General features: G+C 66.0%; 22 protein-coding genes and 2 pseudogenes. 12 read left to right on the plus strand and 12 right to left on the minus strand.

Annotated features, from left to right (window positions below; all coding sequences use genetic code 11):
- Positions 1 to 92 precede the first annotated feature (92 nt).
- The 4 genes from ACFXN1_RS45315 to ACFXN1_RS45330 all read right to left on the minus strand — a co-directional run bounded on the left by ACFXN1_RS45315 (position 93) and on the right by ACFXN1_RS45330 (position 4,168).
- Positions 93 to 1,115: an acyl-CoA dehydrogenase family protein gene (locus tag ACFXN1_RS45315; RefSeq protein WP_379446664.1), complete on the minus strand. Its 1,023-nt coding sequence runs from the start codon at positions 1,113 to 1,115 to the stop codon at positions 93 to 95.
- The gene (locus ACFXN1_RS45320) at positions 1,112 to 2,242 is read right to left on the minus strand and encodes an acyl-CoA dehydrogenase family protein (RefSeq protein ID WP_379446663.1); all 1,131 of its coding nucleotides are present in this window, start codon (positions 2,240 to 2,242) and stop codon (positions 1,112 to 1,114) included. Before ACFXN1_RS45320 ends, ACFXN1_RS45315 begins: the two co-directional genes overlap by 4 nt.
- A 40-nt stretch (positions 2,243 to 2,282) precedes the next feature.
- The gene (locus tag ACFXN1_RS45325; RefSeq protein ID WP_379446662.1) at positions 2,283 to 3,065 is read right to left on the minus strand and encodes an enoyl-CoA hydratase/isomerase family protein; all 783 of its coding nucleotides are present in this window, start codon (positions 3,063 to 3,065) and stop codon (positions 2,283 to 2,285) included.
- A gap of 272 nt (positions 3,066 to 3,337) precedes the next feature.
- Positions 3,338 to 4,168, minus strand: a complete 831-nt coding sequence (locus ACFXN1_RS45330; RefSeq protein ID WP_379446776.1) for a mycofactocin-coupled SDR family oxidoreductase — start codon at positions 4,166 to 4,168, stop codon at positions 3,338 to 3,340.
- Between the two features lie 297 nt (positions 4,169 to 4,465).
- Here ACFXN1_RS45330 and ACFXN1_RS45335 point away from each other — a divergent pair, with 297 nt between their 5' ends.
- From ACFXN1_RS45335 to ACFXN1_RS45370, 8 genes and pseudogenes are all read left to right on the plus strand, one after another.
- Entirely contained in the window at positions 4,466 to 5,263 is a 798-nt protein-coding gene (locus ACFXN1_RS45335) for an enoyl-CoA hydratase/isomerase family protein (RefSeq protein WP_379446419.1), read from the plus strand.
- Between the two features lie 10 nt (positions 5,264 to 5,273).
- The gene (locus ACFXN1_RS45340; protein WP_379463956.1) at positions 5,274 to 6,143 is read left to right on the plus strand and encodes a TetR/AcrR family transcriptional regulator; all 870 of its coding nucleotides are present in this window, start codon (positions 5,274 to 5,276) and stop codon (positions 6,141 to 6,143) included.
- Between the two features lie 200 nt (positions 6,144 to 6,343).
- A pseudogene (locus ACFXN1_RS45345) lies at positions 6,344 to 6,652 on the plus strand (transposase); the annotation flags it as partial.
- A 390-nt stretch (positions 6,653 to 7,042) separates the two neighbouring features.
- Positions 7,043 to 8,878 carry an AMP-dependent synthetase/ligase gene (locus ACFXN1_RS45350; RefSeq protein ID WP_379446417.1) on the plus strand — a complete coding sequence of 612 codons (1,836 nt, stop codon included), beginning with the start codon at positions 7,043 to 7,045 and terminating at the stop codon, positions 8,876 to 8,878.
- A 79-nt stretch (positions 8,879 to 8,957) separates the two neighbouring features.
- Positions 8,958 to 9,062, plus strand: a pseudogene (locus ACFXN1_RS45355) (TetR family transcriptional regulator); the annotation flags it as partial.
- Positions 9,063 to 9,602: 540 nt separating this feature from the next.
- Entirely contained in the window at positions 9,603 to 10,760 is a 1,158-nt protein-coding gene (locus tag ACFXN1_RS45360; RefSeq protein ID WP_379446420.1) for an acyl-CoA dehydrogenase family protein, read from the plus strand.
- A gap of 63 nt (positions 10,761 to 10,823) precedes the next feature.
- Positions 10,824 to 11,597, plus strand: a complete 774-nt coding sequence (locus tag ACFXN1_RS45365) for an enoyl-CoA hydratase/isomerase family protein (RefSeq protein ID WP_379446416.1) — start codon at positions 10,824 to 10,826, stop codon at positions 11,595 to 11,597.
- Between the two features lie 26 nt (positions 11,598 to 11,623).
- Complete coding sequence (locus tag ACFXN1_RS45370) at positions 11,624 to 11,755, plus strand: hypothetical protein (RefSeq protein WP_379446415.1); 132 nt, start codon at positions 11,624 to 11,626, stop codon at positions 11,753 to 11,755.
- A gap of 146 nt (positions 11,756 to 11,901) precedes the next feature.
- On the opposite strand, the gene ACFXN1_RS45375 is transcribed toward ACFXN1_RS45370, so the two are convergent.
- From ACFXN1_RS45375 to ACFXN1_RS45400, 6 genes are all read right to left on the minus strand, one after another.
- Complete coding sequence (locus ACFXN1_RS45375; RefSeq protein ID WP_379444916.1) at positions 11,902 to 12,363, minus strand: PaaI family thioesterase; 462 nt, start codon at positions 12,361 to 12,363, stop codon at positions 11,902 to 11,904.
- Complete coding sequence (locus tag ACFXN1_RS45380) at positions 12,360 to 13,193, minus strand: alpha/beta fold hydrolase (RefSeq protein ID WP_379444914.1); 834 nt, start codon at positions 13,191 to 13,193, stop codon at positions 12,360 to 12,362. Before ACFXN1_RS45380 ends, ACFXN1_RS45375 begins: the two co-directional genes overlap by 4 nt.
- A gap of 147 nt (positions 13,194 to 13,340) precedes the next feature.
- A complete protein-coding gene (locus ACFXN1_RS45385) occupies positions 13,341 to 14,396 on the minus strand; it encodes an acyl-CoA dehydrogenase family protein (protein WP_379444913.1) in 1,056 nt (351 codons plus the stop codon).
- Positions 14,393 to 15,157 (minus strand): crotonase/enoyl-CoA hydratase family protein, encoded by a 765-nt coding sequence (locus tag ACFXN1_RS45390; protein ID WP_379444912.1) that lies wholly within the window; start codon positions 15,155 to 15,157, stop codon positions 14,393 to 14,395. The genes ACFXN1_RS45385 and ACFXN1_RS45390 overlap by 4 nt, the downstream gene beginning before the upstream one ends.
- Positions 15,154 to 15,918 (minus strand): SDR family NAD(P)-dependent oxidoreductase, encoded by a 765-nt coding sequence (locus ACFXN1_RS45395; protein WP_379444910.1) that lies wholly within the window; start codon positions 15,916 to 15,918, stop codon positions 15,154 to 15,156. The genes ACFXN1_RS45390 and ACFXN1_RS45395 overlap by 4 nt, the downstream gene beginning before the upstream one ends.
- Positions 15,919 to 15,933: 15 nt before the next feature.
- Positions 15,934 to 17,124, minus strand: a complete 1,191-nt coding sequence (locus ACFXN1_RS45400) for a thiolase family protein (RefSeq protein ID WP_379444909.1) — start codon at positions 17,122 to 17,124, stop codon at positions 15,934 to 15,936.
- A gap of 131 nt (positions 17,125 to 17,255) precedes the next feature.
- Between ACFXN1_RS45400 and ACFXN1_RS45405 the strand changes: the two genes are divergently transcribed.
- Positions 17,256 to 18,407 (plus strand): CaiB/BaiF CoA transferase family protein, encoded by a 1,152-nt coding sequence (locus tag ACFXN1_RS45405; RefSeq protein WP_379444908.1) that lies wholly within the window; start codon positions 17,256 to 17,258, stop codon positions 18,405 to 18,407.
- Between the two features lie 26 nt (positions 18,408 to 18,433).
- A complete protein-coding gene (locus ACFXN1_RS45410; RefSeq protein WP_379444906.1) occupies positions 18,434 to 19,198 on the plus strand; it encodes an enoyl-CoA hydratase/isomerase family protein in 765 nt (254 codons plus the stop codon).
- A 231-nt stretch (positions 19,199 to 19,429) separates the two neighbouring features.
- Here the strand turns inward: ACFXN1_RS45410 and ACFXN1_RS45415 are convergent, their stop codons facing one another.
- Positions 19,430 to 20,845, minus strand: a complete 1,416-nt coding sequence (locus ACFXN1_RS45415) for a wax ester/triacylglycerol synthase domain-containing protein (RefSeq protein ID WP_379444905.1) — start codon at positions 20,843 to 20,845, stop codon at positions 19,430 to 19,432.
- Between the two features lie 675 nt (positions 20,846 to 21,520).
- Here ACFXN1_RS45415 and ACFXN1_RS45420 point away from each other — a divergent pair.
- Positions 21,521 to 22,750: a DUF445 family protein gene (locus tag ACFXN1_RS45420; RefSeq protein ID WP_379444904.1), complete on the plus strand. Its 1,230-nt coding sequence runs from the start codon at positions 21,521 to 21,523 to the stop codon at positions 22,748 to 22,750.
- A gap of 171 nt (positions 22,751 to 22,921) precedes the next feature.
- Here the strand turns inward: ACFXN1_RS45420 and ACFXN1_RS45425 are convergent, their stop codons facing one another.
- Positions 22,922 to 23,569 (minus strand): TetR/AcrR family transcriptional regulator, encoded by a 648-nt coding sequence (locus ACFXN1_RS45425; RefSeq protein ID WP_379444902.1) that lies wholly within the window; start codon positions 23,567 to 23,569, stop codon positions 22,922 to 22,924.
- Positions 23,570 to 23,772: 203 nt separating this feature from the next.
- Here ACFXN1_RS45425 and ACFXN1_RS45430 point away from each other — a divergent pair.
- Positions 23,773 to 24,402, plus strand: a 630-nt coding sequence (locus ACFXN1_RS45430; RefSeq protein WP_379463958.1) for an alpha/beta fold hydrolase, incomplete at its 3' end; no start/stop codon positions are given.

A 24,402-nucleotide genomic window follows, 5' to 3' on the forward strand; every position in this document is an offset into this window, starting at 1 on the left:
GTGTCGACCACATGCACGCGGTCGACACGGCCGTCGCCGTTTCATCGGGGCCGGCCGCTCGGATGCGGCGGCATGGACACCCGGGGGCCGGGCTACGCCGTCGCGGTGAGCTCGCACCACAGGGCGTTCTCGCCTTGCTCCAGCGTCGTCTCGCCGAGGAGCCGCGCCCATTCGGATTCGCTCAGCACCGCATCACGCCACGCCCACAGCTTGGTGGTGAGCTTGTGCAGGGGATATTCGGCCGTGATGCCCATCGCGCCGTGGAGCTGATGGGCGATGCGTGCGGTCTCGGTGGCGCTGGTGGCGCAGATGATTCGCGCAACCGCGGTGGCAGCCAGCACCGAATTCCCCGATGCCCCGGTCGAATACACCTCGACGGCCCGGTTCGCCGTGGTCTCGGCCTGCAGCAGCTGGGTCCGGATGGTTGCCAAACCCGCTGCGACAGCGGGGATCTTGACCAGCGGCGCCCCGAATTGCTCGCGCGTGCGCACGTAGTCGCGGGTCAGTTCGTAGGCACCGCGGACCGAGCCCACCAACGCCGCGGACCACAGCACTCCGAGCCGGGCCAATACGGCATCGCGCCCCGGCGCTTGCGCAAGTACTGCGCCGGCCGCAGCCGTGAGAACGACGGTATCGCTCTGTTCGCCCGCGAGATTCAGTCCGGGCTCGATGGACATCTCCGGATCACCGATCCTGAAGACCAACGGCGAACCGACTGCTGGATAGACGATCACGCGATCGGCACTGCGCGCCCACGGAACCGAGCCGATACGGGCAGACAAACGCCCTTCGATGTTCAATGTCGAGTCCGTCACGGCGACCAGCGACAGAGATCCCGGCTCGACCCGCTGCCCGGCCTCCGCAAGCACCCAGTTCGCGGTCGCCGCCTGGATCAACGGGACCCCGATCCCGTGCTGCCCCAATGCTTCCGACAGCACCGCCAAATCGGCGACGGTGCCGTCCGACCCACCGTTCGATTCCGCGATACCGACGGTGTCCAGGCCGAGTTTCACCATCTCCGGCCAGATCTGCGGAACCTCACCGGCGCCGACGCCGGTGCCGACAGACTGGGCGAGATCGGAGATCAGTTCCCGCAGTGGCGATTCCGCACTCATATCCGCGACTCCTGTTTTGCGATGATCGAGAGCAACACATCGGCGGCGCCACCGCGGATACTGAATCCGGGAGCGGCGAGCAGCGCCTGTTTCAAGAGGCTTCCGGGCGTATCGTCATTGCCGCCCAACACTTCCCGAGCGAACTCGATGACATCGCGCTCGAAGGTGTTGCCCAGCAGCTTGAGCGTCGCGGCCTCCTGGACGGGCGCGCGTCCGGCATCGAGTTGCTGGGCGACGTCCCAGCACATGCGCCGCAGCGCCGTCAGCCGGGCGACCAGCGTGCCCAGCCGGCCGGAAAGGTTCCGATCGTGGACATCGTCGGCTCGTTCCACGATCGAGGCGAGCAGCGGGTAGGTCGACAGCACCCGTTCGGGACCTCCGCGTTCGAAGGACAGCTGCTCGACGACCTGCTTCCAGCCCTCCCCTTCGGTGCCGATCAGCTGATGCTCGGGCACGAAGACCCCGTCGAAGACGGTTTCGTTGAAATGATGTTCGCCGGACATGTCGACGATGGGCGTCACCTCGACACCCTCGGCGTGCATGTCGACCACGAATTCGCTCAGGCCCTGGTGCTTGCGCTCCGATTTCGCGGTCCGCGCCAGTACGTAGGCATACGTCGCGTGATGAGCCCCGGTAGTCCAGATCTTGCGTCCGGTAATGCGCCAGCCGCCCGGGACCCGTTCGGCCGTGGTGCGCACGGCCGCAAGATCCGATCCGGCGCCCGGCTCACTCATACCCAGGCAGAACTGGACCTCGCCACGGGTGATCCCCGGCAGGATCTCCTCGCGCAGCCGGTCGGAGCCGTGCCGCAGAATTGCGGGCCCGATCTGGCGATCGGCGATCCAGTGCGCCGCCACCGGTGCCCCTGCGCGCAACAACTCCTCGGTGACCGCCAACCGGTCGACATTGCGGTATTCGCCACCGCCGTAACGCCGGGGCCAGGTCATCCCGATCAAACCGCGCGCGGCCAGCTCCCGGGTGAACTCCAGATCGAACGACCGCATCCACGAATCACACTGCGGCACATAGCGTCCCTCGCGTCGCCACGCGGCCGTCAAATCGCGTACCGTACTGCGTAATTCGTCGTGATTCAGCCGCGCCGAATCCTCCGCTACCACCGTTGACATCTTCCTCGCCTCAATTCCGTTCTCTGCCGCCGCTGATCCGTCATCGCCGCCGGAACACCGGATCGCGCTTCTCCTTGAAGGCCGCGAAGGCCTCCGCCGAGTCCTCGGTCGAGGTGATCACCGCCATATGCGACGAGATCAACTCCAGCGCGGTGCGCAGATCCTGATCCAGACCCTGGTAGACCGACCTCTTGATCAGCTGGACCGCCAAGGGCGCCTTTGCGGCCAACGATGCGGCCAGCGAGTACGTGGCATCCAGGACCGCGTCGTCGTCGTGGACCTCCGAGACCAGTCCGATCCGGAGCGCTTCATCGGCGCCGACGAAGTCGCCGGTCCACAACAGCCGCAAGGCATTTGCCACACCGACGATCCGGGGCAGGTAGTAGCAACCACCATCGCCGGGCACCAGGCCGACCCGAATATAGCCTTCCGAGAAGCGAGCCGATCGGCCCGCGATGCGGATATCGCACATCAGCGACATATCCATGCCCGCTCCGACTGCCACACCGCGGACCGCGGCGATCGCCGGCTTGGACAGCGCCTGCATGGCATGCGCCACCTGATGCACCCGCCGGGTCAGATACTCCTTCTCCGCCAGCGGGCCCCGCTTCTCGCCCTTGAATTTGTCCAGATCCACCCCGGAACAGAACGATTCCCCGGCGCCGGTCAGGACGACGACTCGAACCTCGTCGTCCGCCTCGGCCTCCCGCAGAAACCGAGCCCACTCATCGATCATCTCGAGCGTGAACGCGTTCTTGCGCTCGGGCCGATTCAACAGGATGGTCGCCACCCCGTCCTTGACCGAGTACTCCAGATCGCTCACGTCCACTCCCGTCGATGTCCAGGCGTGATCACCGCCCGCCGCTAAATATTGATACACAGTTTCTCATAACTGCCTGGGTCGCGACAACTGCCCGGCTGTGATGCCATCCACCGGAATGGATCGTCGCCGCCGAAAAAGGGCTCGGGCCGGATCGCTACCCGATCCGGCCCGAGCCGGCCGCGGCTTCTCTCGGACTGCCTGCGGCTTTCTCATCGCGCGACGACGACGCTGTTCCGATCACAGTGCCCACTGGGCAAAGGATGCGCCGTTCGTCAGCGGTAGTTGGTGAAGCCCGCGTCGACGACGACCGTCTGACCGGTCACGTACTTACCGGCGTCGGAGACCAGGTGCATGATCGTGTCGGTGACGTCCGAGCATTCCAGCAGACCGTTCGGCACCGGCAGCGGGTTCTGCAGGTTGGCGGCGATGTCCGGGAACTGCTGCACATAGCGACCGAAGGCCTCGTTGGCGACCATCGGCGAGTTCACACCGGTCGGGTGCACGGTGTTGACGCGAATGTTCTCCGGCGCAAGGGTATTGGCCAACGTCCGCATGACGCCGACGACGCCGTGCTTGGCGGCCGAGTACCCGACGACGCCCGGGCCACCCTCGGAGATGCCGCCGACGATGCCGTTGGTCGAACTGGTGATGACGATCGAGCCGCCGTTGCCGCCGGCCCGCAGGTGCGGAATCGCCGGATAGATCGTGTTGTACACGCCGATCAGCATGACCTCGACCGCAGACACGAACGACTCACGCTGCAAACGCTGCTCACCGGTGATCGGCATGATGCCGGCATTGGCGAGCACGATGTCCAGCCGTCCGAACTGCTTCACGCCCTCGTTGAGGACCTTCTCGACGGCGTCGTAGTCGCGCGCGTCGGCGACCGCGACATGGATGCGCCCGCCGGCCTTTTCGACCAGCCGAACAGTCTCGTCGAGATCCTCACTGGTGGCCAGCGGGTATTCGACCTGCGGGTTGTCCGCGCAGACGTCGAACCCGATGATGTTGGCGCCTTCCTCGGCCAGCCGCACCGCGTGCGACCTGCCCTGCCCCCGGGCGATGCCGGAGATGAAGGCGACCTTGCCATCTGCGCGTCCCATTGATTTACCTCCAAGGTGGTGTCCGCATCGCTGATCCGATCCAGGAGCGGCGATGCTCGATATTTGAGCCTACTAGTCTCAAATACTAGTGTCTGGCATCACATAGGTCAACGAGTCCCGTAATTCGCCTCGGAACCGACGCCCGAATCGCATTGATTCGGGAGTACCCGGCGTTGATACTATTGAGACACACAGACTCACAAATGTTCGTGTGGTCGCTCTCGGCAGCGCGGGGTGTTCGCTCCGCACACGGCATCGCGATCACGGCGCGACTATGGAAAGGATCGGCGATCACCGATGACGCCACACCCGACAGCCCTGGAGATCACCACCCACGACAACGGCGTGCGCGAGATCGTCCTCGCACGGCCGAAGCTGCTCAACCGCTTCGATGCGGTCCTGCACCATGAACTCACCGAGACGCTGCTGGAGACCCGGAGCGACGACCGGGTGCGCGCGGTGGTACTCGGCTCGCAAGGCACTGTCTTCTCCGCGGGCGGAGACTTCGAGCTGATGGAGAACGCCTACAAGGATCCGACCGTCCGGCGTGCCATCGTCGATGACGCGCGGCGGCTGCTCGACGCCTTCCTCGGCCTGCCGCAGCCCGTGGTTGCGGCCGTGCAGGGACACGCCGTCGGACTCGGCGCGACCATCGCCCTGGCCTGCGATGCCGTTGTCATCGCGCGGACCGCATCGCTGGCCGACACCCACGTCAATGTCGGGCTGGTGGCGGGCGACGGCGGTTGCCTGGTGTGGCCGCAGGCGGTCGGAATGTTGCGCGCACGTCGCCATCTGCTGACCGGCGACCCCTTGGATGCCGTGACCGCATTCCGGCTCGGGGCCGTCACCGATCTGGTCGACAGCCCCGAAGAGGTGCTGCCCGGGGCCCGTGCGATCGCGGACCGTATCGCCGCCAATGCGCCGCTGGCGGTCCAGGGCACCAAGCGCGCACTCAACCGGATATCGCAGCAGCGCGCGGGCGAGGTCGTCGATCTGTCCCTGGCGTACGAGGAGCACACCCTGGGATCCGAGGACCTGCTCGAAGGAATCGCGGGGTTCCGCGCCCGCCGGGCCCCGCGCTTCACCGGTCGATAACTCGACACTGGTGAGTTCCCAGCACTTTTGGGCGAGCGCCGGAGCCCGTTCGATATTGAGACGGATAGGATGTTATCAGCGACTGACCGACCATACCGAGAAGGTGGACGAAGTGCCCGCCCACAAGAGTGTGCCGAAGACCTCGGCGAAAGCTGCCGCATCCCAGAACAACGGCTCGCGGCCGCGCGGCCGCCCGCGCCGGGAGATCGACCTGGAGGCCGTCGCCGACACCGCGGCACGGCTGTTCAACGAACAGGGCTACGACGCCGTCTCGATCGAGGCTGTGGCCGAAGAACTTTCGGTGTCCCGCGCAACGCTGTACCGCACCGTTCCCGCGAAGGAGGATCTGCTGGGAATGGTTTTGGAACGCAGCACCGCGGAGGTTCACCTACTCGCCGAGACGGTGCTCGCGGATTCGACGGATCCCCGTGAGGCTCTGTTCGGGCTCATCCGGGTCCAGGTCCATGCTGCGATCCGCATGCGCAACTACCTGTCGGTATTCTTCGGCGGCACGGGCCTGCCTCCCGACACGTATGCCAGGTGGCGGAAATGGGCGCGCGAATACGAGGAGCTGTGGGTGCAGGCCGTCCGCCAAGCGATGGACGCAGACGTCCTCGAACCGGGCGATCCCAAGCTCACAGCCCGCCTGCTCCTCGGCATGATCATGTGGATCTCCCGGTGGTACAGCCCATCGCAGAATCTCACCGGAGACGAGATCGCCGACGCTGCCATCAAGCTTGTTCGCCGCGGCACGCTCTCCGGGGCCACACCCACCGAGTCCGAGCCGGCCGGGTCCATGGACTCCGCGCCGAGGCCGGATGGATCCACGCAGGTCGGCCCCTGGGGGTTTGCCCCGCCGCTGTTCTCGGACCGTCCGTAGCCGGACCCGTCCCGGTCGTGTCCACCGACCGCCGATCACCCGAATCGAGTCGACGGCAGTCGGCCGGCTGTTCCTCCGGAGGCGTGGTTACCCAGTCCGGAATCGCGGAGCCACCCGCCCGCGTCAGCAGGTCGATGCCGTCCCGGGAAGTCAGAAAACGCTGGGTGACCGTCGTGCGCACGGAGACCCGGACATACACGCCGGGAATGCGCTGGCAGAAGATCTGTCCGACAAGCCCGTCGAATGGCTCGACAAGGAAGTCGAACGCCGACCCGACGTCGTGGAGACCTTCCCGAATCCCGCCGCGTTCCTGCGGTTGGCGACCGCTGTGGTCATCGAGCAGCACGACAAGTGGCAGGTCACCCGCCCGCTACTCCTCCGCCGTCAGCACGGATGAGCTGCGGGCGGTGATCGCTGCGACGGAACACGCGCCGCAGCGGCACAGGCGGCAGTCGCGAACTCGAAATCATCTGGCATTCACCATGATTCGTCGACCACTACCCTGCTGACCCGAAGTCCACCACTTCACGGGGCCCGGTCTGCTCGATCGAGTCGTCCACGCCCGCATAACGGCCTGAACAGGCTGTCAGCGTCGATATCCACCTTCGACACACCTCTGACCATCCGGAGCGCCTGACCATCCGGAGCGACAGTACCGTCCTCGAGTCATGCCGGGACACTCGGGACTGCAATGTCCAACAGCTCCGCGATCAGGTCTCTGTACTTCATCGCCCGTTCGGCTGGCGCAGCCTCTTCTCCAAGCCCTGCTCCCGACCGCCATTGACGGCAGACTTTAGATGTGCACATAATTTAGACGATAAGCTAATTCTGTGTACTCGCGTCACCTCATTCTGGGCGCGCAGTTACAAGCCCCGCTCGGGCAGCCACATGGAGGGCACATGACTGATGCATTGCTGGACGACCTTGCGCACCTGCCGCCGGCAACCCGCGCCGCGACGATCTGCGAAGCGTTCCAATTGACAGTCGCCGGGCACGCGGCGCTTCCTGCGTTCGCCGCGAGGGAATCCACCGCGGCCTCGACCTTCGGCGACTACGCGTCACAGGTTCGTGCCGTCGCGGCCGCCTTCGCGGGATACGGACTCGGGCGCGGCGACACCGTCGCACTCATGTTGACCAACCGGCCCGAGTTCCACTGGCTGGACACAGCGGCCATGCACCTGGGTGTCGCGATCACCTCGATCTACAACACCGCGCCGCCGAATTTGCTGGAGCATGTCGTGCGCGATTCAGGCGCGCGATTCGTTGTGACGGAACAAGCGTTCGCGGATCGGTTCGACAGCGTTCTTGCAGCGGGACTCATCGATCTCGTCGTGGTGATCGATGGGCCGGGCGTAGCGGGCCGGGTCGTCGGCTGGAATGAGTTCCTCGCCGCGGCTCGCCCGGACTTCGACTTCGAAGCAACGTGGCGCTCGGTTGGCCCCGAGGACGTCGCGTGTCTGGTCTACACGTCCGGCACCACCGGTGATCCCAAGGGCGTGGAGCTGACGCACCGCAACGTCATGTTCCTGCTGAAGTCACTGCAAGACCGCTGCCGCGTGCCGTTCGCATCGAAGCAGCTCTCGTTTCTGCCGATGGCGCATATGATGGCCCGCATTGCCGACCACTACATGCAGATCGGTCTGGCATTCGAAGTCTCCTGTTGCCCGGACCCTGCGGAGGTCGGCCGCTATCTGCCGATCGTGCGACCAAGTTTCTTCGGCTCTACACCTCGCCTGTTCGAGAAGCTGCGGGCGGGAATCATGGCGGCCGTGTCGTCCATGCCGGACGCGCAGCGCACGCGGACCGAGTCGGTACTCGCCGGCGCGCTCGCCCAGGTGCGCGCCCGTCAGGAAGCGCTCCGTACCGGAGCGTCGAAGGTTCCCGAAGTCGCTCTCGACGACGCTGATCGCGAACTTCTTTCGTCTTTGGCCGCAGTCGTGGGACTTGACCGAACCAGCGCTGCCATCATCGGTGGCGCACCGGTCGCCCCCGAGCTCGTCGAGTTCTTTCTTGCGCTCGGCGTGCCCCTCGGCGAGGCCTATGGGGTCACCGAGAGCGGCGCAGCCGCCACCGCGAACCCGCCGGACCGGATCCGGTGTGGGACCGTCGGCCCGGCATTGCCGGGCGTCGAACTCCGGCTCGCCGAGGATGGCGAGATCTTGCTGAGGTGTGACGGCATCATGAAGGGCTACCGCAACAACCCGGCGGCGACGGCAGCGGCCGTCACGGCGGACGGCTGGTTGCAGACGGGCGACATCGGCGTCCTCGATCCCGACGGCTACGTGCGTATCGTCGATCGCAAGAAGGAGATCATCATCAACGCGGCGGGCAAGAACATGTCGCCGGCCCACATCGAGGAGATCATCAAGCGGTCCTGCGATCTTCTCGGGAACGCGGTAGTGATCGGCGACGGGCGCCGCTACAACGTCGCCATTCTTGTGCCCGAACCCGAATCGCTGCTCGCCTTCGCCGACCGTGCCGGAATAGCCGGCACCGATGTTGCCGATCTGGTGCACCACCCGGAAGTCGCAAGGGCCATTGCGGAAGGCATCGACCGGGCCAACGAGCAGCTCATTCGTGTCGAGCAGATCAAGAAATACCAGGTCCTCGAGGAGCCTTGGCTGCCCGGCGGTGATGAGCTCACTCCAACGATGAAGATCCGTCGCCGGGCGATCAGCGCCAAGTACGACGCGCTGATCGGTGAGCTCTACTCCGAATCGGGCACCCATGACTGACAACGTGTCCCCGGCGACGACAGAACGCCGAAATCCGCAATCCCCACCCGGCGAGTCCGGGTATGACCGCGGGAAGCGCATGCGACGCGAACGGATCCTCGACGCCGCACGCGAGCTGCTGCGCGAGGACCCAGCGCGTGGCTTCACGATGCCACTGCTCGCCGAACGTGCGAACGTCTCTCCTGCAACAGTCTTCAATCTCCTTGGTCCCCGCGAACAGATCTGGGCCGCCCTCGCAGACGGATTCCTCGGGACCATAGACGACGACACTCGATCGATCGCTGATCCACGTACTCGTGCCCTGCGCATCGTCGACACGGTCGTGGATGCGATCTCCGCCGATCCGGTCGTCGTTCGCAGCCTGATCCTCGAGTGGACCGATCGAAGCCGCATGTTCGACCAGGACCCCACCGGCGATCTCATCCAGTGCTTCGCCGAGGCCGGCGAACCGCGTCCAGCGGTGGCGCCGGCCAAGCTCGGTGAACTCGCCTCGACGGGGATCATCGGCGGCATCCACCAGTGGGCCGCAGGCCTGCTGAGCGCGGACCGTCTACGAGATCGCCTGCACACGCTGGTCGACGTGCTGTTCGACGCGACCGGCGGGTCCGCTCAGCAGTCTCCCACCGAGGCCCTGGTTGCGAGCCCGCCGAAGAGCCCCCACTCTCGAGCCGACAGGACGAACCACATGACACTCAGCACCGACACGCACAGCGACGACATCATGATGCGTCTCGAGCCCACGCCGGAGGAGAAGGCGCTCCGCGAGACCGTTGCCCGAATCGGCGCAAGATACGGCCACAGCTATTTCATGGCGAAGACCCACGCAGGCGAGCCACCGACCGAGCTTTGGCGCGAACTAGGTGAACAGGGTTTCCTGGGAACGTCGTTACCCGAGGAGTACGGCGGGGGCGGCCAGGGACTCTGGACACTGACGATAGTGATGGAGGAACTGGCGGCAGCAGGATGCCCGCTGCTCCCGCTGGTGTTCTCGCAGGCGATCTGCGGCAACCTCCTGGCCAAGTACGGCACCGAGGAGCAGAAAGAACGCTGGCTCCGAGGCGTGGTGACCGGCGAAATCCGGTTCTCATTCGCGATCACCGAGGCGGATGCCGGGTCGAATTCGCACAACGTCACCACCCGGGCGAAGCGTGTGGGTGACGGTTGGGTGCTGCGAGGACAGAAGACGTTCATCTCGGGCGTCGAGGCTGCCGATGCCATCGTGGTCGTTGCCCGCACTGGCAAACATCCGAAGAGCGGCCGCGGCTTGGTCTCACTCTTCGTCGTGGACGCAGATGATCCTGCGATCTCTCGACAGCACATCCCCACCGCTATCCAGGCCCCGGAGAAGCAGTGGACCCTCTTCTTCGACGACGTGAAGCTTGGACTGGATCGTTTGATCGGCGCCGAGAACGATGGACTCAGGACAGTCTTCGATGGCCTCAACCCTGAGCGGGTTCTCGGCGCAGCGATGTCCACCGGCATCGGCCGCTACGCCCTCGACAAAGCGGCGCGCTACGTCAGCGCCCGTCAGGTTTGGGGGGTTCCAATTGGTAGCCATCAGGGTGTCGCGCACCCTCTTGCGGAAGCCAAGATCGAACTCGAACTCGCCCGCCTGATGACGTACAAGGCCGCGTTGCTGTACGAAGCCGGCTCACCCGAGACGGGTGAGGCCGCCAATATGGCGAAGTTCTCCGCAGGCGAGGCCGGTGTGCATTGCGTGGACACAGCTGTCCAGGTGCACGGCGGCAACGGGGTCGCGCTCGAGTACGGTCTGACGGACATGTGGTGGCTGGCGCGGCTCACGAAGATCGCCCCGGTGTCACGTGAGATGGTGCTCAATTTCGTCGCCGAACACTCCCTTCACCTACCGAAGTCCTACTGAGGGCGTACGCCTTCGCAACAAACATCCATCACGTCGAATCACCACCAGATAGGGAGCAGCCCGGTGACCAGTTCGGATATCACCGTCGACATCGACGCCGAGATTGCGGTAGTCACCCTCAACCGCCCGGAGAAGAGCAACTCGATCACCTTCGACATGCTTCATCAGATAAACGAGGCGTTCGCAGCCATCGACGCCGACGACTACGTGCGCGTCGCCGTCGTAACCGGTGCCGGCACCAAGGCATTCTGCGCGGGTGCCGACCTGGTCGAGTTCATTCCGAGGCTCACGGCCGGAGACTTCTCCGACGCGGTCCCGGATCGCACCAAGCGAATGCTCAGCGATTTTTCCAAACCGGTCATCGCGGCCGTCAATGGAGCCTGTCTGGCGGGTGGGCTCGAGCTACTCCTGGGCACGGACATCCGGATCGCATCCGAGAACGCCGTCTTCGGCGCACCCGAGGTCCGTCACGGACTGTTCGCCGGCGGGGGTACACATGTGCGGCTGACTCGGCAGATCCCCTTCGCCGTGGCCCAGGAGATGTTGCTGACCGGTCGGACGCTCACTGCCGAGCGCGCTCGCGAGGTGGGTCTGGTCAACGCTGTCGTTGCCCCTGACGAGTTGATGACCGTCGCGCTGGAATGGGCCGGGGCGATCCGTCGCAACGGGCCCCTCGCCGTGCGCGCAGCGAAGGAGGCCGCGGTCACGACGCAGGGGCTCGAAGAAGGCTTCCGCATCGAGTCCCTCATCGCCGACCGCGTCTTCACCTCACAGGACGCAAGTGAAGGTCCTCGCGCCTTCCTCGAGAAGCGCGCACCGCAGTTCATCGGCAAGTAGCCACTCGCACGAGCCAACGAAGTTGCATGGCGACCACCAGGATCGACTGGGCGCAGGATCACCACGACGTGGCGGTCGTCGACCGTGGCGGCAAAGTGGTTGCCGGCGAACGGATCTCCGACATTGCCGAAGGCTCGAGCATGCTGTTGCGGACGTGAGGCAATGGCTAGTTCACGGTGATGCGTCGCCGCCACGCACCCTGCCGTGACCGGCACGCAGAACCCTTGCCATGCAACAAGTTACGAGACGGCCGACCGGCCACGACCCGGCTCGCGGGCTCGTGGCCGGTCGGCGTGAAAGGTTATCAGCGAGGGGCCGGCTGGAATCGCGAGGAACCGTCGATCACCATCGTGCCGCTGACCTTGGTCGCGACTTTGCCCTTGCCGTTCAGCACCGTGACGGTGATGAACGCCAGCGTACGGCCGAATCTGTCCACCTCGGCCAAGAAGGTGAGCGGCGGCGTCGCGGGTCGCAGAAAGTCCGCGGTCAATGTCGCGGTCGCGGGTACATGCTCGGCATCGAGTACGGTCGAACCGACGATGCCGAAACAATGATCCGCGCAGGCGATCACACTGCCGCCGTGCACCGCGCCATTCGGATTCAGCGGCCATTCGGACCGGTCGACAACCAGCTCCGCTCGACCGTATTCGATACTGACACAGCGCAATCCGATCTGCTGGGAGACCGGCATGGTCTCCGCCCACCGCGCCCAGGCATCCCACCCGGCGCCGTAAGGCACCGGGACCGCCGATTGCTGCTCGCTCATGGCTTCGTAGCGGCCACGGCGGCCGGTTGCACGGGATCGACGAACGAGCTCAACTCCTCGTCGAATCGTTCGGGCGCCTCGAACATCGGATAGTGGCCGCAGTCGGCGAGTTCGACGAGCCGGGCATCGGCCAACCGCTCGTTGAGCCACCGCGCGCCCTTGGCCGAGTGCACCGGATCCGTTGCGCCGATCACCTGCAGGACCGGAACGGTCACGCGCTCGATGTCGTCGAGGAGATCGGCATTGAGCATGGAGCGGTAGCAGGCCACCGCCGCCCACGACGGCATCGACAGCGAGCAGCTCACCAGCCAGTCCAGCACCGCGGCCGGTGGCGGCCGGTGGAAGCCGGACCCGATGGTGTCCCGCCGCGCCACGAAACGGTCGCGTTCCTCGGCAGCGACCAGCCCAGGCACCAGTTCCTCCGGCGGAAGCCCGAACGGGAAGGCCTCGCTTCGGCTCGCCCGCACGGCATTGGAGCCGACGAGCACGAGCCGCCCGATCACCTCCGGGCACTCCGCCGCTGCCCGGAATGCCACCTGGCCACCGAACGACCAGCCCACCACGGTCGCGTCGGTGACATCCAGCAGGCGCAGGGCTGTCACCAGGTCCCGAGCCAGTTCCGGAACGGTGTACCCGTCCAACGGTTTATCGGAGAAGCCGTGGCCACGCTGATCGATACACAGCACTCGATGCTTGCGTGCCAGGACGCGGACCTCCCGGTCCCAGACCCGATGATCGAGTCCGAAACCGGCTATCAACACAACGGCCGGTCCGGTGCCGACATCCTGCACGAACAGTCGAACTCCGTTGTCGACCTCCACATAAGGCACGGCGGCCACACCCTTCCTATCCGGCGGGCTTGCCCGCCGGCCCAAAATATTGATACTGATCGATCACAACGTGCGCGGGAGTGATCCGACGTCGTCGAGCCCGGGCGAGGTCGGACCCGACGACGTCGAGCCCGGACGAGGTCGGGCCTACAGCCCGAGTTCCTCGGCCAGGATTTCCTGCATCGCCGCACTGCCTCCCCCGCACAAACGCAGATAACGCGAATCCGCGTACGCCTGCGAGATCGGGTATTCACGCATGTAGCCATAGCCACCGTGCAGCTGCAGTCCCTGATCCGCGGCCAGCGCGAACAGTTCGGTGGCACGCAGCTTCCCGGCGGCGGCCGCACGCGAACCGAGCCGGTGCTCGGAATGGTCGATCACGCACGCGGACACCAGCGACTCCACGGCCGTGATCTCGGCCAGCAGGCCGCCGAGCACGTAACGGGTGTTTTCGAACGACGCGACCGGTCGGCCGAACACCTTGCGCTGCCGCACGTAGTCGATCGTCCAATCCAGCACCGTGTGGGCGCCGGTCAGCGCCAGGACCGCGGTCCACAGTTGCTCGGCCAGCCGCAGTCGGACCAGAGCATCGCCTCCGTAGATACCGCTATCGGGAACGACCACACCGTCCAGCCGGACATCCGCGAGTCCGGCGCCCTTCGTCCCCACCAGGTCCGGTCCTGACTCGCACTGCACGCCGGTTGCTGCGGTGTCGACCACGGCCACACCGCACCCACCGGTCTCCGCGGAGACCGGCACGAGCAGCACACTCGCAGACGACGCGTTCACCACGGCGGTCAGCTCACCGTCGAGCCGCATGCCGCCGGGCACGGGTTGCGACGCCACCATCGAGTTGGCCACCGCCGCAAGCTGTTTGCCCGACACCAGGCCGGGCAGCAGCCTGGCCTGGTGATCGGCATCGGCATGCTCGAGCAGCCACGGGATCGCGACCCCGACGTGTGTAGCGAATGACACGCCCACGCCGGTCATCCCGGCACGCATCAGCTCCTGCACGGCAGCCACGGCGAAACGACAGTCGTCCACCCCGCCGCCGCCGTACTCCTCCGGAGCCTGCACGCCGAGAAATCCGTGGTCGCCCGCCCGCTCGAAGAGGTTTCCGCTCGCGGCCTCCCGCTCGACGAAGATCCGGAAGCTGGCGCGGAACTCGTCGTGTTCCGCCTCGAACAGCGGGCTCCCGCTCACGAGCCGGTCCACGCCGGTGCCCGCTTCTCGACGAACGCGCGCGCACCTTCGGCGGCATCACGCGAACTGCGCACCGCATCGGTGTGCGGGGCCTGCCGCGCGAAGGCCTCGGCCGCCGGCCAGTCGGCCGATTCGTCGATCAGCAGCTTCGCGGTGCGCACGGCCAGCGGCGCGTTGGATGCGATCGCCGTGGCGAGCGCACATGCCTGATCGACCGCGGTCCCGGCCGGAACCACTCGATTGACCAGGCCGAGTTCCTGGGCACGGCCAGCGCTGATCGGCTCGCCGGTGAATACCAGCTCCTTGGCGACGGTGCGCGGGATACGCTGCGGCAGCCGCAGCACTCCGCCCGCCGCCGCGACCAGGCCGCGCTTCACCTCCGGCAATCCGAATTGCGAATCGTCCGCGGCGACAATGAGATCGCAGGCCAGCGCGATCTCGAATCCGCCACCGAGCGCCTTGCCCTCGACCGCGGCGATCAAGGGCTTGGCCGGCGGTCGCTCGACGATGCCGAATCCACCGCGCTCGGTCACCGGCCGCTCCCCGGTCGCACTGAACGCCTTGAGGTCCATGCCGGCGCAGAAGATGCCGCCCGCACCCGTGAACACCCCGACACTGACGTCGTCGCGGGCATCCAGTTCGTCCAAGGCGGCCGAAATCGCCTGGGCCGTAGGCCGATCCACGGCGTTTCGCACTTCCGGCCGGTCGAGGGTGATCAGCGCGACCCGCCCCGCGACCTCGAACCGCACCACATCACTCATCGCGGTGCCATCCGGATCGCGCCGTCCAGCCGGATGGTCTCGCCGTTGATCATGCCGTTGTCGATGATGTGCAGCGCGAGCTTGGCGTACTCGTCCGGGTTACCGAGCCGGCTCGGGTGCGGCACCGTCTTGGCCAGCGAGGCACGCACATCGTCGGAGAGCCGGGCCAGCAGCGGGGTTTCGAAGGTGCCCGGGGCGATGGTGCACACGCGGATGTTCTTACCCGCCAAATCTCGGGCCGCGACGATCGTCATGCCGACAATGCCGGCCTTGGCCGAGGCGTAGGGAATCTGACCGATCTGGCCTTCGAACGCCGCGACGGATGACGTGAGAATGCACACGCCGCGGTCGCCGTCGAGCGGCTCATTGTGCGCCATTCGGGCGGCGGCCAACCGCAGCACATTGAACGTGCCGATCAGGTTGATCTGGACCACTTCGGAATACAGATCCAGCGACCCCGGTGTGCCGTCCTTGTTCACCAGCCGCACCGCGCCGCCACGACCCGCGCAGTGCACGAGTGCCCGCACCGGGCCGTGTTCCTCGGCCACATCGAAGACCGCGTTGATCTCCGCTTCGTTGCGCACGTCGGCCGGAACGAACCGCACCCGGTCGCCCAGCTCCTTGGCTACCGTCTCGCCATTCGAGCTCGGCAGGTCGGCGATGACGACCGAGGCTCCACCAGCTACCAGCCTGCGCACCGTCGCCAGGCCCAGACCCGACGCGCCGCCGGTGACGACGGCCGAAATCCCATTGACATCCATATACTTTCAACCTTCCTAGAGTCGTTCGATGATGGTGGCGTTGGCCATGCCGCCCGCCTCGCACATCGTCTGCAGGCCGAAGCGGCCACCCGACGCCTCGAGCGCGCCCAGCATCGTGGTCATCAACCGAGCGCCGGAGGCACCGAGCGGATGGCCGAGCGCGATGGCGCCACCGCGCGGGTTGAGCTTCTTGGGGTCGGCGTCGAAGTGTGCCCGCCAGGCCATCGGCACCGAGGCGAATGCCTCGTTGACCTCGTAGTGGTCGATGTCTTCCAGACGGAGGCCGGACCGCCGCAACACCTTCTCGGTGGCCGGGATCGGGCCCGTCAGCATGGTGATCGGATCATCACCGGCGACCGCGAACGAGTGGAAGCGGGCCCGGGGACGCAGACCGAGCGCCGCGGCCCGTTCCTCGCTCATGATCAGCACGGCAGAGGCGCCGTCGGTCAACTGCGACGAGTTGCCCGCTGTGACGCCCCAGTTGATCTCCGGGAACCGCTGGCTCATCTCGTCGTTCTGGAATGCCGGCTTCAGCTGAGCCAGCTTGTCGACGGTAGTTCCTCGCCGCGGTGTCTCATCCTCGCGCACGACCGTCCCGTCAGGGGTGACGATCGACACGATCTCACCGCTGAAGTCGGCGGCCACGGCCAGCTCGTGCGAGCGGCTGGCGAACTCGTCCATCGCATTCCGGTCGAAACCCCAACGCGCGGCGACCAACTCGGCCGAAACGCCCTGCGCGATCAACCCGGGCGCGTAGCGCTCGGCAACCGACGGTCCGTAGGGATCCTGACCGATGCGCGCGGTGAGCATCGGGATTCGGCTCATCGACTCCACGCCGGAGGCGACCACGATGTCGTAGGCGCCGGCGATCACGCCCTGCGCCGCGAAATCCGCCGCCTGCTGGCTCGAACCACACGCACGATGCACCGCGGTCGACGGCACGTGCTCGGGCAGTCCGGCCGCCAGCCAACTCCAGCGGCCGACCGGACCGGACTGTTCGCCGACCTGGCTGACACAGCCGGTGATAACGTCGTCGACCTCACCAGGATCGATGTCGTTACGCTCGAACAACTGCCGGAACACCTGCCCGAGCAGCTCGACCGGATGCACCGATGACAGCGCGCCACCGGGGCGGCCGTCCTTCGGTGCTTTCCCCTTGGCCATCGGCGATCGGATCGCGTCCACGATGACTGCGCTACGCGTCATAACCGTCCCATCACTGCAGGTCGCGACTGTTTGCGCCGCAACAACTTTTCGATGCTCATATTTTTGAGCTAACCTGTCTCAAAGATACGACGGGTCTAAGACCGTGTCAAAGCCCTCAGCGAGGAGGAGATATGACAGACGGAACCGCTACGGGACCGCTGGCTGGACTGCGTGTGGTGGAGCTGGCCGGCATCGGCCCCGGCCCCTTCGCCGCGATGCTGCTGGCAGATCTGGGTGCAGAGGTGCTGCGGGTGGATCGCCCCGGCGGGAGCAACAGCATGGTCGCGCCCACCCGCGATACGACACGGCGCGGCCGCCGATCTGTCGTTCTCGATCTGCGCACAGCGGGCGGGGTTCGAGCGGTCCTCGACCTCGTCGCGAACGCCGACGTACTGATCGAAGGCAACCGTCCCGGCGTCACCGAACGCCTGGGCCTCGGCCCCGAGGACTGCTGGGCACGCAACCCGCGCTTGGTCTACGGCCGCATGACCGGTTGGGGCCAGGAGGGTCCGCTCGCCGCCGCGGCCGGCCACGATATCTCCTATCTTGCGATCACCGGTGCGCTGCACGCGATGGGCCGCGCCGGCGAAGCGCCCGCCGTGCCCCTGAATCTGGTCGGCGATTTCGCCGGCGGATCCCTCTACCTCGTCATCGGGATACTGGCTGCGGTCTTCGAGGCTGCCAAATCCGGTCGCGGCCAGGTGGTAGACGCGGCCATCGTGGACGGCGCGGCGTCGCTGACCGCCGCGCTGCACGGCATGATGGCCGACAACCTGTGGCGCGACGAGCGTGGCGTGAACCTGCTCGACACCGGCCGCCCCTGGTACGACGTCTACGCCACCTCCGACGGCGGACACATGGCCGTCGGTCCCCTGGAGCCGAAGTTCTACGCGCAGTTCATGACCCTGCTCGGGCTGGAGCCGGACGAGGCTGAACGAGCCGACGCGGCCGCCTGGCCCGAGCTGCGGCACCGGATCGCGACGGCATTCTCGAAACGCACCCGTGCCGAATGGGCCACGATCTTCGACGGCACCGACGCCTGCGTTGCACCCGTCCTCGGCCTCACCGAGGCCCCCGACCACCCGCACCTGCGCGCCCGTGGCACGTTCATCGAGGTCGAGGGCGTCCACCAACCGGCTCCGGCACCGCGGTTCAGCCGCACCCCGGCGGCCGTGCCGCGGCCACCCGCCGAAACCGGTGCAGACACCCGCCGGGCACTGCTCGATTGGGGCGTCCCCGACGTCGACGGCCTCATCGACAGCGGCGCCGCCATCCAGGCCTGACGGAGCCACACTCGAAAGGAAATCCGATGTCCGACAACGTATTACGAGTCGAGCACCAAGGCGCGACCGCGGTCGTGACGCTGAATCGTCCCGAGCGGCTCAATGCGCTCTCCTCCGACCTGATGGTCGAGCTGCGCAACACGCTCAACGAACTGGACGCGGAGACCGCGGTTCGCGCGATCGTGCTGACCGGGGAAGGGCGAGCTTTCTCAGCCGGCGCCGACCTCCAGGGTGGGCCGAGCGACGCCGAAGACGTGCTGCGCACGTACTACAACCCGCTCGTCACCGAAATGGCCGCCTTCACCACCCCGACCATCGCGGCCGTCAACGGTGTTGCCGCCGGTGCCGGCGCATCCCTGGCACTGGCCTGCGATCTGCGGGTCGCGGCCGAGCGGGCTTCGTTCCAACTTGCCTTCGTCAAGGTCGGTCTGGTGCCGGACGCCGGCGCGAGCTGGATGCTTCCGCGCCTGGTGGGGACGGCTCGCGCGGCCGAGATGGCGCTGCTGGGCCGCGCGGTGACCGCCCCCGAGGCACTCGCCTGGGGGATGGTCAACGAAGTGACCGCGAACGAGGAAGTCCGTTCGCGCGCACTGGAACTCGCCGCGGCCATCGCGGAGCTGTCAGGTTCGACCGGGCCCACCCGCCGCCTGCTGTGGCGCGGCCTCGGGGTCGATCTGGCCGATCAGCTCGATGCGGAAGCAACCGCACAGGGCATCGCCCAGCACCACCCCGACTTCGGCGAGGCCAAGCGCGCCTTCGCCGAAAAGCGCCCGCCCGTCTTCCAGCGCTGAGCCCTGTCGGAGGATCACCAAGCTTCCGTATTTCTGGAACAGGTTCGCGCCCAACCGGATTCGAGCGGGCACCGGGTGCAATCCCGAGGCGACTCGCGAAACGATGCGCGACGGGTAAACACGGAGATCCCGGCCCCCGCCCGAATGCGACCCACCTGCCACCATTCGGTGGACATCTCGGGTCGATTCGGGCGAAAGCCAGGATTCACGGTAGGCCGAAGGATCGGCTTCTTACGTTGCCAGGGCGAGTATCTCGTCCAATCCCCGCTGCATGCACTCCCACAGGACGTCGGTATCCGGGAAGACCTCGCCGTCGACGTTGAGGCCGATACAGCAGACGCCGAGGTGTGAGCAGAGCGCCGCGCACATGGAGGTTCCGGGCAGCGGCCCGAAGACGAACATCCGGTCGAATCGCGCCCCTGCCACGTACGCCGGCTCCGTCAGTCCCGGCCAGCTGCTCGTCGTCAACACCGCGGACGTCGTCAGATTCTGCAGGGTGGCGGTAACAACGGCCGACGGCGCGAAATTGAGCAGTGGCGTCACGGTGCCCATGAAGTCCAATGCCGGCTCCCCGCGGACCGCCGAGACCCGCGCATGCATTGCCCGCACCCGCTCACCCGGGTCGGCGATACCGGCGGGAGCGGCGAAAAACGCTCCCGTGAAACGGTTTCCACCCATTGGATCGTCGTCCCGACGCACCGACACGGGCATGGAGATCGGCAGGTCGCCGAGCTCCTTGCCGTGTACCTCGTGGTACGCGCGCAGCCCACCCAGCATCGCTGCGACATATGCGTCGTTGACGGTGCCACCGACGGCCGCACCCGCCTTCTTCAGCTCCGCGAGTCCGCATTCGAGCATCCCGAAGCGCCACGCGGTACGCGACCGACCCTGCAGCAGCTCCGAAGTCATGTCCGGCACCGGTTGCGCCACTCGCACGACCGACGACACATAGCGGGCAGTCCGGCCGGGATGCGTGGTTGCGTCCGCGGCCGCGGCGATCGCGCCCCCCGCGACCTCGGGGACGGACTTGATCAGCTTCAACAGCCCGCGAGCAGCCGCCTGAGCCGAATCGAACTTCGGCCGCTCCAGCGGAGCCGGAACATCGCCGCAACGTTCCTGCCGCTCCTTTCCGAGGATCCGGGAGAACAGCTGCGTTGCACCCGCACCGTCCATCAGCACATGGTGGGCTTGGAGCAGATAGGCGGCCCGACCGCCCTCGAGCCCCTCCACCAGCACTCCGACCCACGGCGGCCGGTTGCGATCCAGCGGCGCGACGGCCTGCGCCTGCGCGATGTCGAGCAGCTGCCGCATCGATCCCGGCGCGGGCAGGCTGATACGTCGCAAGTGATAGCTCAGATCGAAATTGGGGTCCGCCGACCACACCGGCGGCCCGGTGGGAATGATCGGCTCGACCACACGCTCCGTGAACCGTGGAACGACCCGTATTCCCCACTCGTGGGCCTTCACCATCCGGTCCCAGTCGGGGACCGAGTCGAGAATCTGCACGACAAGACCCGCCCACGAGTTGGCCGGCGGCCGCTCGGTTCGCCACATCAAGGAGTCGAGCGGATTCAGCTCGGGTACCCGACCCCAGTCCCGCAATTGTTCGAACGCCCCTGCGGCGCGTTGATCGTCAGACTCATGCATTCCCAGCACCTTCCGAAGCCAGCCGAACTCACACACACGATGAAACCTCCCCCGACGCAGGAGATCACTCCCGCATCGCGAGAGTACAACACGATCGTTCACAAAGTGGGCCGAACAATGAGGTAGACGAGGCCTTTTCACATATAATGATTGTTACCGATCGTTTCCGATATCCACTCGAACAGTCGGTCAACCGACCAGCGGGTCGGCCCGCCACGGGCGATACCCAGGCGGCGGCCACATGCGTCAGCCCGATGCGCACCGGACGCGGAATTGCGAACGCATCCGCAGTCCGACGGTCCGGCCGTCGGCAGCCCGGTGGCCACTGGTAACCCAAACGATCGTTCACCTCGGGCGGTCGTCACAGCGCCGAAATACGCTTCGACCCAACTTGTTTCAGCCCCGCTCGTACACCGCTCCCCATGATCAAACCCAGCCGCACAACATTCTTTACCAGCACATGCACACGCAGGACCACTTGATCGAGCGATGGCTTACGGGATAGCGTTCTCTCCGACCAGGAACACAGCGGATGGCGTGAACTATCGTTCCCGTCTCCGGCACCATTCGCCTCGATGAAGCTGCCACCTCCGACCGGCCCGCCCACTCGGCGCCGGCATGAACGTGGCGTGGCTCACCGGCCTCCGATCGATCATCGGGGAGAGGAAAAGCCCCATGGCCACAGCGATCCTCGCGGATCTGCGCGATCACTGGATGATCTATGCGCTGATGCCGATCGTCGCGGCGCTCATCGGATACGTGACCAAGCTGGTTGCCGTCGAAATGATGTTCCGTCCGCTGGAATTCGTCGGAATACCGCCGTATCTGGGCTGGCAGGGCATCATCCCGCGGTACACGCCGCGCATGGCGGCTACCGCCGTCGACCTCATGATGGGCCGGCTGCTCGACCCGCAGGAGATCATTGCGCGAACCGACCTGGACGATCTGATCCACAAGATGGAGCAGCCGATGCACGAGATGGTGGAGGAACTGACGAGGGAGGTGATGACCACACTTCAACCGAAATTGTGGCTGGCCATGCCGGAAGCCGTGCAACGACTCGTGATCGGGCGCGTCGAGGCCGCGATTCCGGAGACTCTCGGCCGTCTGGTCGATGATCTTCGTACGAATGTCTCCGCCGTCCTGGACATGCGCATGCTGGCGATCAACGCGCTCACCAGAGACAAGGCACTCACCGTCAAGCTGGTGCGAACCATCGGGAACAACGAGATGAAATTCATCGTCCGAATGGGCATCCCATTCGGCTTCGGTCTCGGCCTCGTCCAGGCGATCGCCTGGGCCACAACACATTCGCCGTGGATCATGCCCGCATTCGGCGGCGTCACCGGGCTGATCACCGACTGGCTCGCCCTGCAGATGATCTTCCGTCCGCTGTATCCCAAGAAATATCTGGGCCTGTTCACCTGGCACGGCTTGTTCATCAAGCGACGCCGAGAAGTCAGCCGCGATTACGCGGAGCTGATTTCCCAGGAGATCCTCACTCCGGCCAATGCCTTCGAGGCCATGTTGACCGGCCCGTCGTCCGACCGGTTCCTGTCGCTGATCCACCACGAAATCCAGCGAGCCATCGATACACAATCCGGGCCGATCCAGTCCGTGGCCAAAATAGCCATCGGCAGCCGACGGTACGAACAGGTCCGGGGCGATATCTCGAACACTGTGGTGAGCCGGATGCTCGAACGCCGGGACATCTTCACCGACTACGCGGCGGACGCGATGAATCTTCCCGAACTGCTCGAAGAAAAGATGCAGCTGATGACCAATGAGGAGTTCGAGGGTCTGCTGCGACCGGCGCTGAAACAAGACGAGTGGAAGGTCGTGACGGTCGGAGCAATCCTGGGGTTCCTGATCGGCGAACTCCAGTTGCACCTGCTGCTGCAGTAGCACCGTGACCCGTACCCGCCTCGTCCTTCACGCCGCTCGGGAGGCCACCGACCAGCAACGCGAAGGACCGCCGAAACCGGCACGGCCGACGCCAGGACCCGAACTCGACACGGCACGAGCGACGACAGGCGGCCCTGAGCATCTGCGGGGGACGCTGGGAGGAGGCTCCCGTCAGGGCGTCGATTGCAGCGGCAGGCGCGAGAGTCCGCCCCAGCACAGGGCGACGGTCGTATCGACTGCTATTTCCTTCGGAACGGGCCGGGCGGCCTCCAGCCAATCGCGTGCGGTGAACTGGCTGACCCCGACCAGCCCCACGGCGAGGACCCGTGCTCGCTGCGGGTCGAGTCCCGAATCGCGCACCACCAGGTCGAACACCGCGTCCACACACTCCTGCTCTGCGCGATCGATGTGCCATTGAGCCGATGGCTCGTCGGTAACGTTCGACTCGAAAACCAGACGGAAGCCCTCCGCTTCATCATCGACGAAGTCGAAGTATGCCTGGACAGCGGCGCGCACGCGACGGTGGTTGTCGATAGCCGAACTCAATGCTTCGCGCACGCTCGATACCAGCACGCCCAGGTGGTGCTGCAGCACGGCCAGATACAAATCCAGCTTGCTCGAAAAGTGCTGATACAGCACGGGTTTGCTGAAGCCGGCCCGTTGGGAGATCTCGTCCATGGTGGCGGCGTGGTAACCCCGCGCCGCGAACGTGGCACTGGCAGCTGCCAGAAATTGCTGGCGGCGGATGCTGCGAGCAACGCGCGCTCGGCGTTCGGGCGCAGCCGCGGGCGGTGTTGCCCGGTCGACGACATCGGTCATTCGGCTCTCCACGCGACTGCGACGGAAGGTTCACAGTCTTGTCACTGGACGTGAGCGAGTTTCGACGCTCGACACCAACGGTAGCATAATATTGAGACTAACGGAATCATAAATCATTCACCAAAGGGTCCGAGCAGCCTATACCCTGGAAGCAGTCCGATTACCGCTCCTGCCTCAACGCCGCGCACACAAGGAGCCCATCCATGACCCCCTCAACACCTCGAGCCGGTTCCCCGTGGATGGAAGTCGACTGGTCGTTGTATGCCCACGATGCCGAGATCCGCGGCAGGAAGATGCGCTACGTCGATGTGGGCGTCGGGAGTCCGCTCCTGCTCGTGCACGGCCTGGGCGGATCCTGGCAGACGTGGCTGGAAAACCTGCCGGCACTGAGCTCGAGGCACCGCGTAATCGCAGTCGACCTACCAGGATTCGGCCGCTCGGAGCCGCTCACGAAGCCGCTGACGATCGACGCCTTCGTCGAGTCGCTCACCACACTGCTCGACGAACTGGGCATCAAGCGCGCTGTCGTCCTCGGACACTCGATGGGCGGCTTGGTCAGCATGCGGTTGGCGATGACGCATCCGGACCGCGTGCGGCGGCTCATCCTGCTGTCGTCCGGCGGAGTACGACTCGGCAACACCCGGCTGGCGATGGTCAGTCGAGGATTCGCAGCCTTCAATGCAGTACTCGCGCTGCCCGGCATGCCCGGCTTCGTCGCTCGCTCTGCGATGGCGCGGCACCTGCTGCTCGGCGGCCTTATGGCCGATCCGGATTCCCTCACGCCTCAACTTGCCGCCGAGGTCATTCCGGCGATGCGGGCGCCCGGGTTCGCT

This window comes from Nocardia sp. NPDC059154 (assembly GCF_042755705.1).
Taxonomy (GTDB): domain Bacteria; phylum Actinomycetota; class Actinomycetes; order Mycobacteriales; family Mycobacteriaceae; genus Nocardia.

Excerpts from the sequence above, each read along its gene's own strand:
- ACFXN1_RS45315 (WP_379446664.1), bottom strand. The coding sequence starts at position 1,115 with ATGAGTGCGGAATCGCCACTGCGGGAACTGATCTCCGATCTCGCCCAG.
- ACFXN1_RS45320 (WP_379446663.1), bottom strand. The coding sequence starts at position 2,242 with ATGTCAACGGTGGTAGCGGAGGATTCGGCGCGGCTGAATCACGACGAA.
- ACFXN1_RS45330 (WP_379446776.1), bottom strand. The coding sequence starts at position 4,168 with ATGGGACGCGCAGATGGCAAGGTCGCCTTCATCTCCGGCATCGCCCGG.
- ACFXN1_RS45335 (WP_379446419.1), top strand. The coding sequence starts at position 4,466 with ATGACGCCACACCCGACAGCCCTGGAGATCACCACCCACGACAACGGC.
- ACFXN1_RS45350 (WP_379446417.1), top strand. The coding sequence starts at position 7,043 with ATGACTGATGCATTGCTGGACGACCTTGCGCACCTGCCGCCGGCAACC.
- ACFXN1_RS45360 (WP_379446420.1), top strand. The coding sequence starts at position 9,603 with ATGCGTCTCGAGCCCACGCCGGAGGAGAAGGCGCTCCGCGAGACCGTT.
- ACFXN1_RS45370 (WP_379446415.1), top strand. The coding sequence starts at position 11,624 with ATGGCGACCACCAGGATCGACTGGGCGCAGGATCACCACGACGTGGCG.
- ACFXN1_RS45375 (WP_379444916.1), bottom strand. The coding sequence starts at position 12,363 with ATGAGCGAGCAGCAATCGGCGGTCCCGGTGCCTTACGGCGCCGGGTGG.
- ACFXN1_RS45390 (WP_379444912.1), bottom strand. The coding sequence starts at position 15,157 with ATGAGTGATGTGGTGCGGTTCGAGGTCGCGGGGCGGGTCGCGCTGATC.
- ACFXN1_RS45395 (WP_379444910.1), bottom strand. The coding sequence starts at position 15,918 with ATGGATGTCAATGGGATTTCGGCCGTCGTCACCGGCGGCGCGTCGGGT.
- ACFXN1_RS45400 (WP_379444909.1), bottom strand. The coding sequence starts at position 17,124 with ATGACGCGTAGCGCAGTCATCGTGGACGCGATCCGATCGCCGATGGCC.
- ACFXN1_RS45405 (WP_379444908.1), top strand. The coding sequence starts at position 17,256 with ATGACAGACGGAACCGCTACGGGACCGCTGGCTGGACTGCGTGTGGTG.
- ACFXN1_RS45410 (WP_379444906.1), top strand. The coding sequence starts at position 18,434 with ATGTCCGACAACGTATTACGAGTCGAGCACCAAGGCGCGACCGCGGTC.
- ACFXN1_RS45415 (WP_379444905.1), bottom strand. The coding sequence starts at position 20,845 with ATGCATGAGTCTGACGATCAACGCGCCGCAGGGGCGTTCGAACAATTG.
- ACFXN1_RS45420 (WP_379444904.1), top strand. The coding sequence starts at position 21,521 with ATGGCCACAGCGATCCTCGCGGATCTGCGCGATCACTGGATGATCTAT.
- ACFXN1_RS45425 (WP_379444902.1), bottom strand. The coding sequence starts at position 23,569 with ATGACCGATGTCGTCGACCGGGCAACACCGCCCGCGGCTGCGCCCGAA.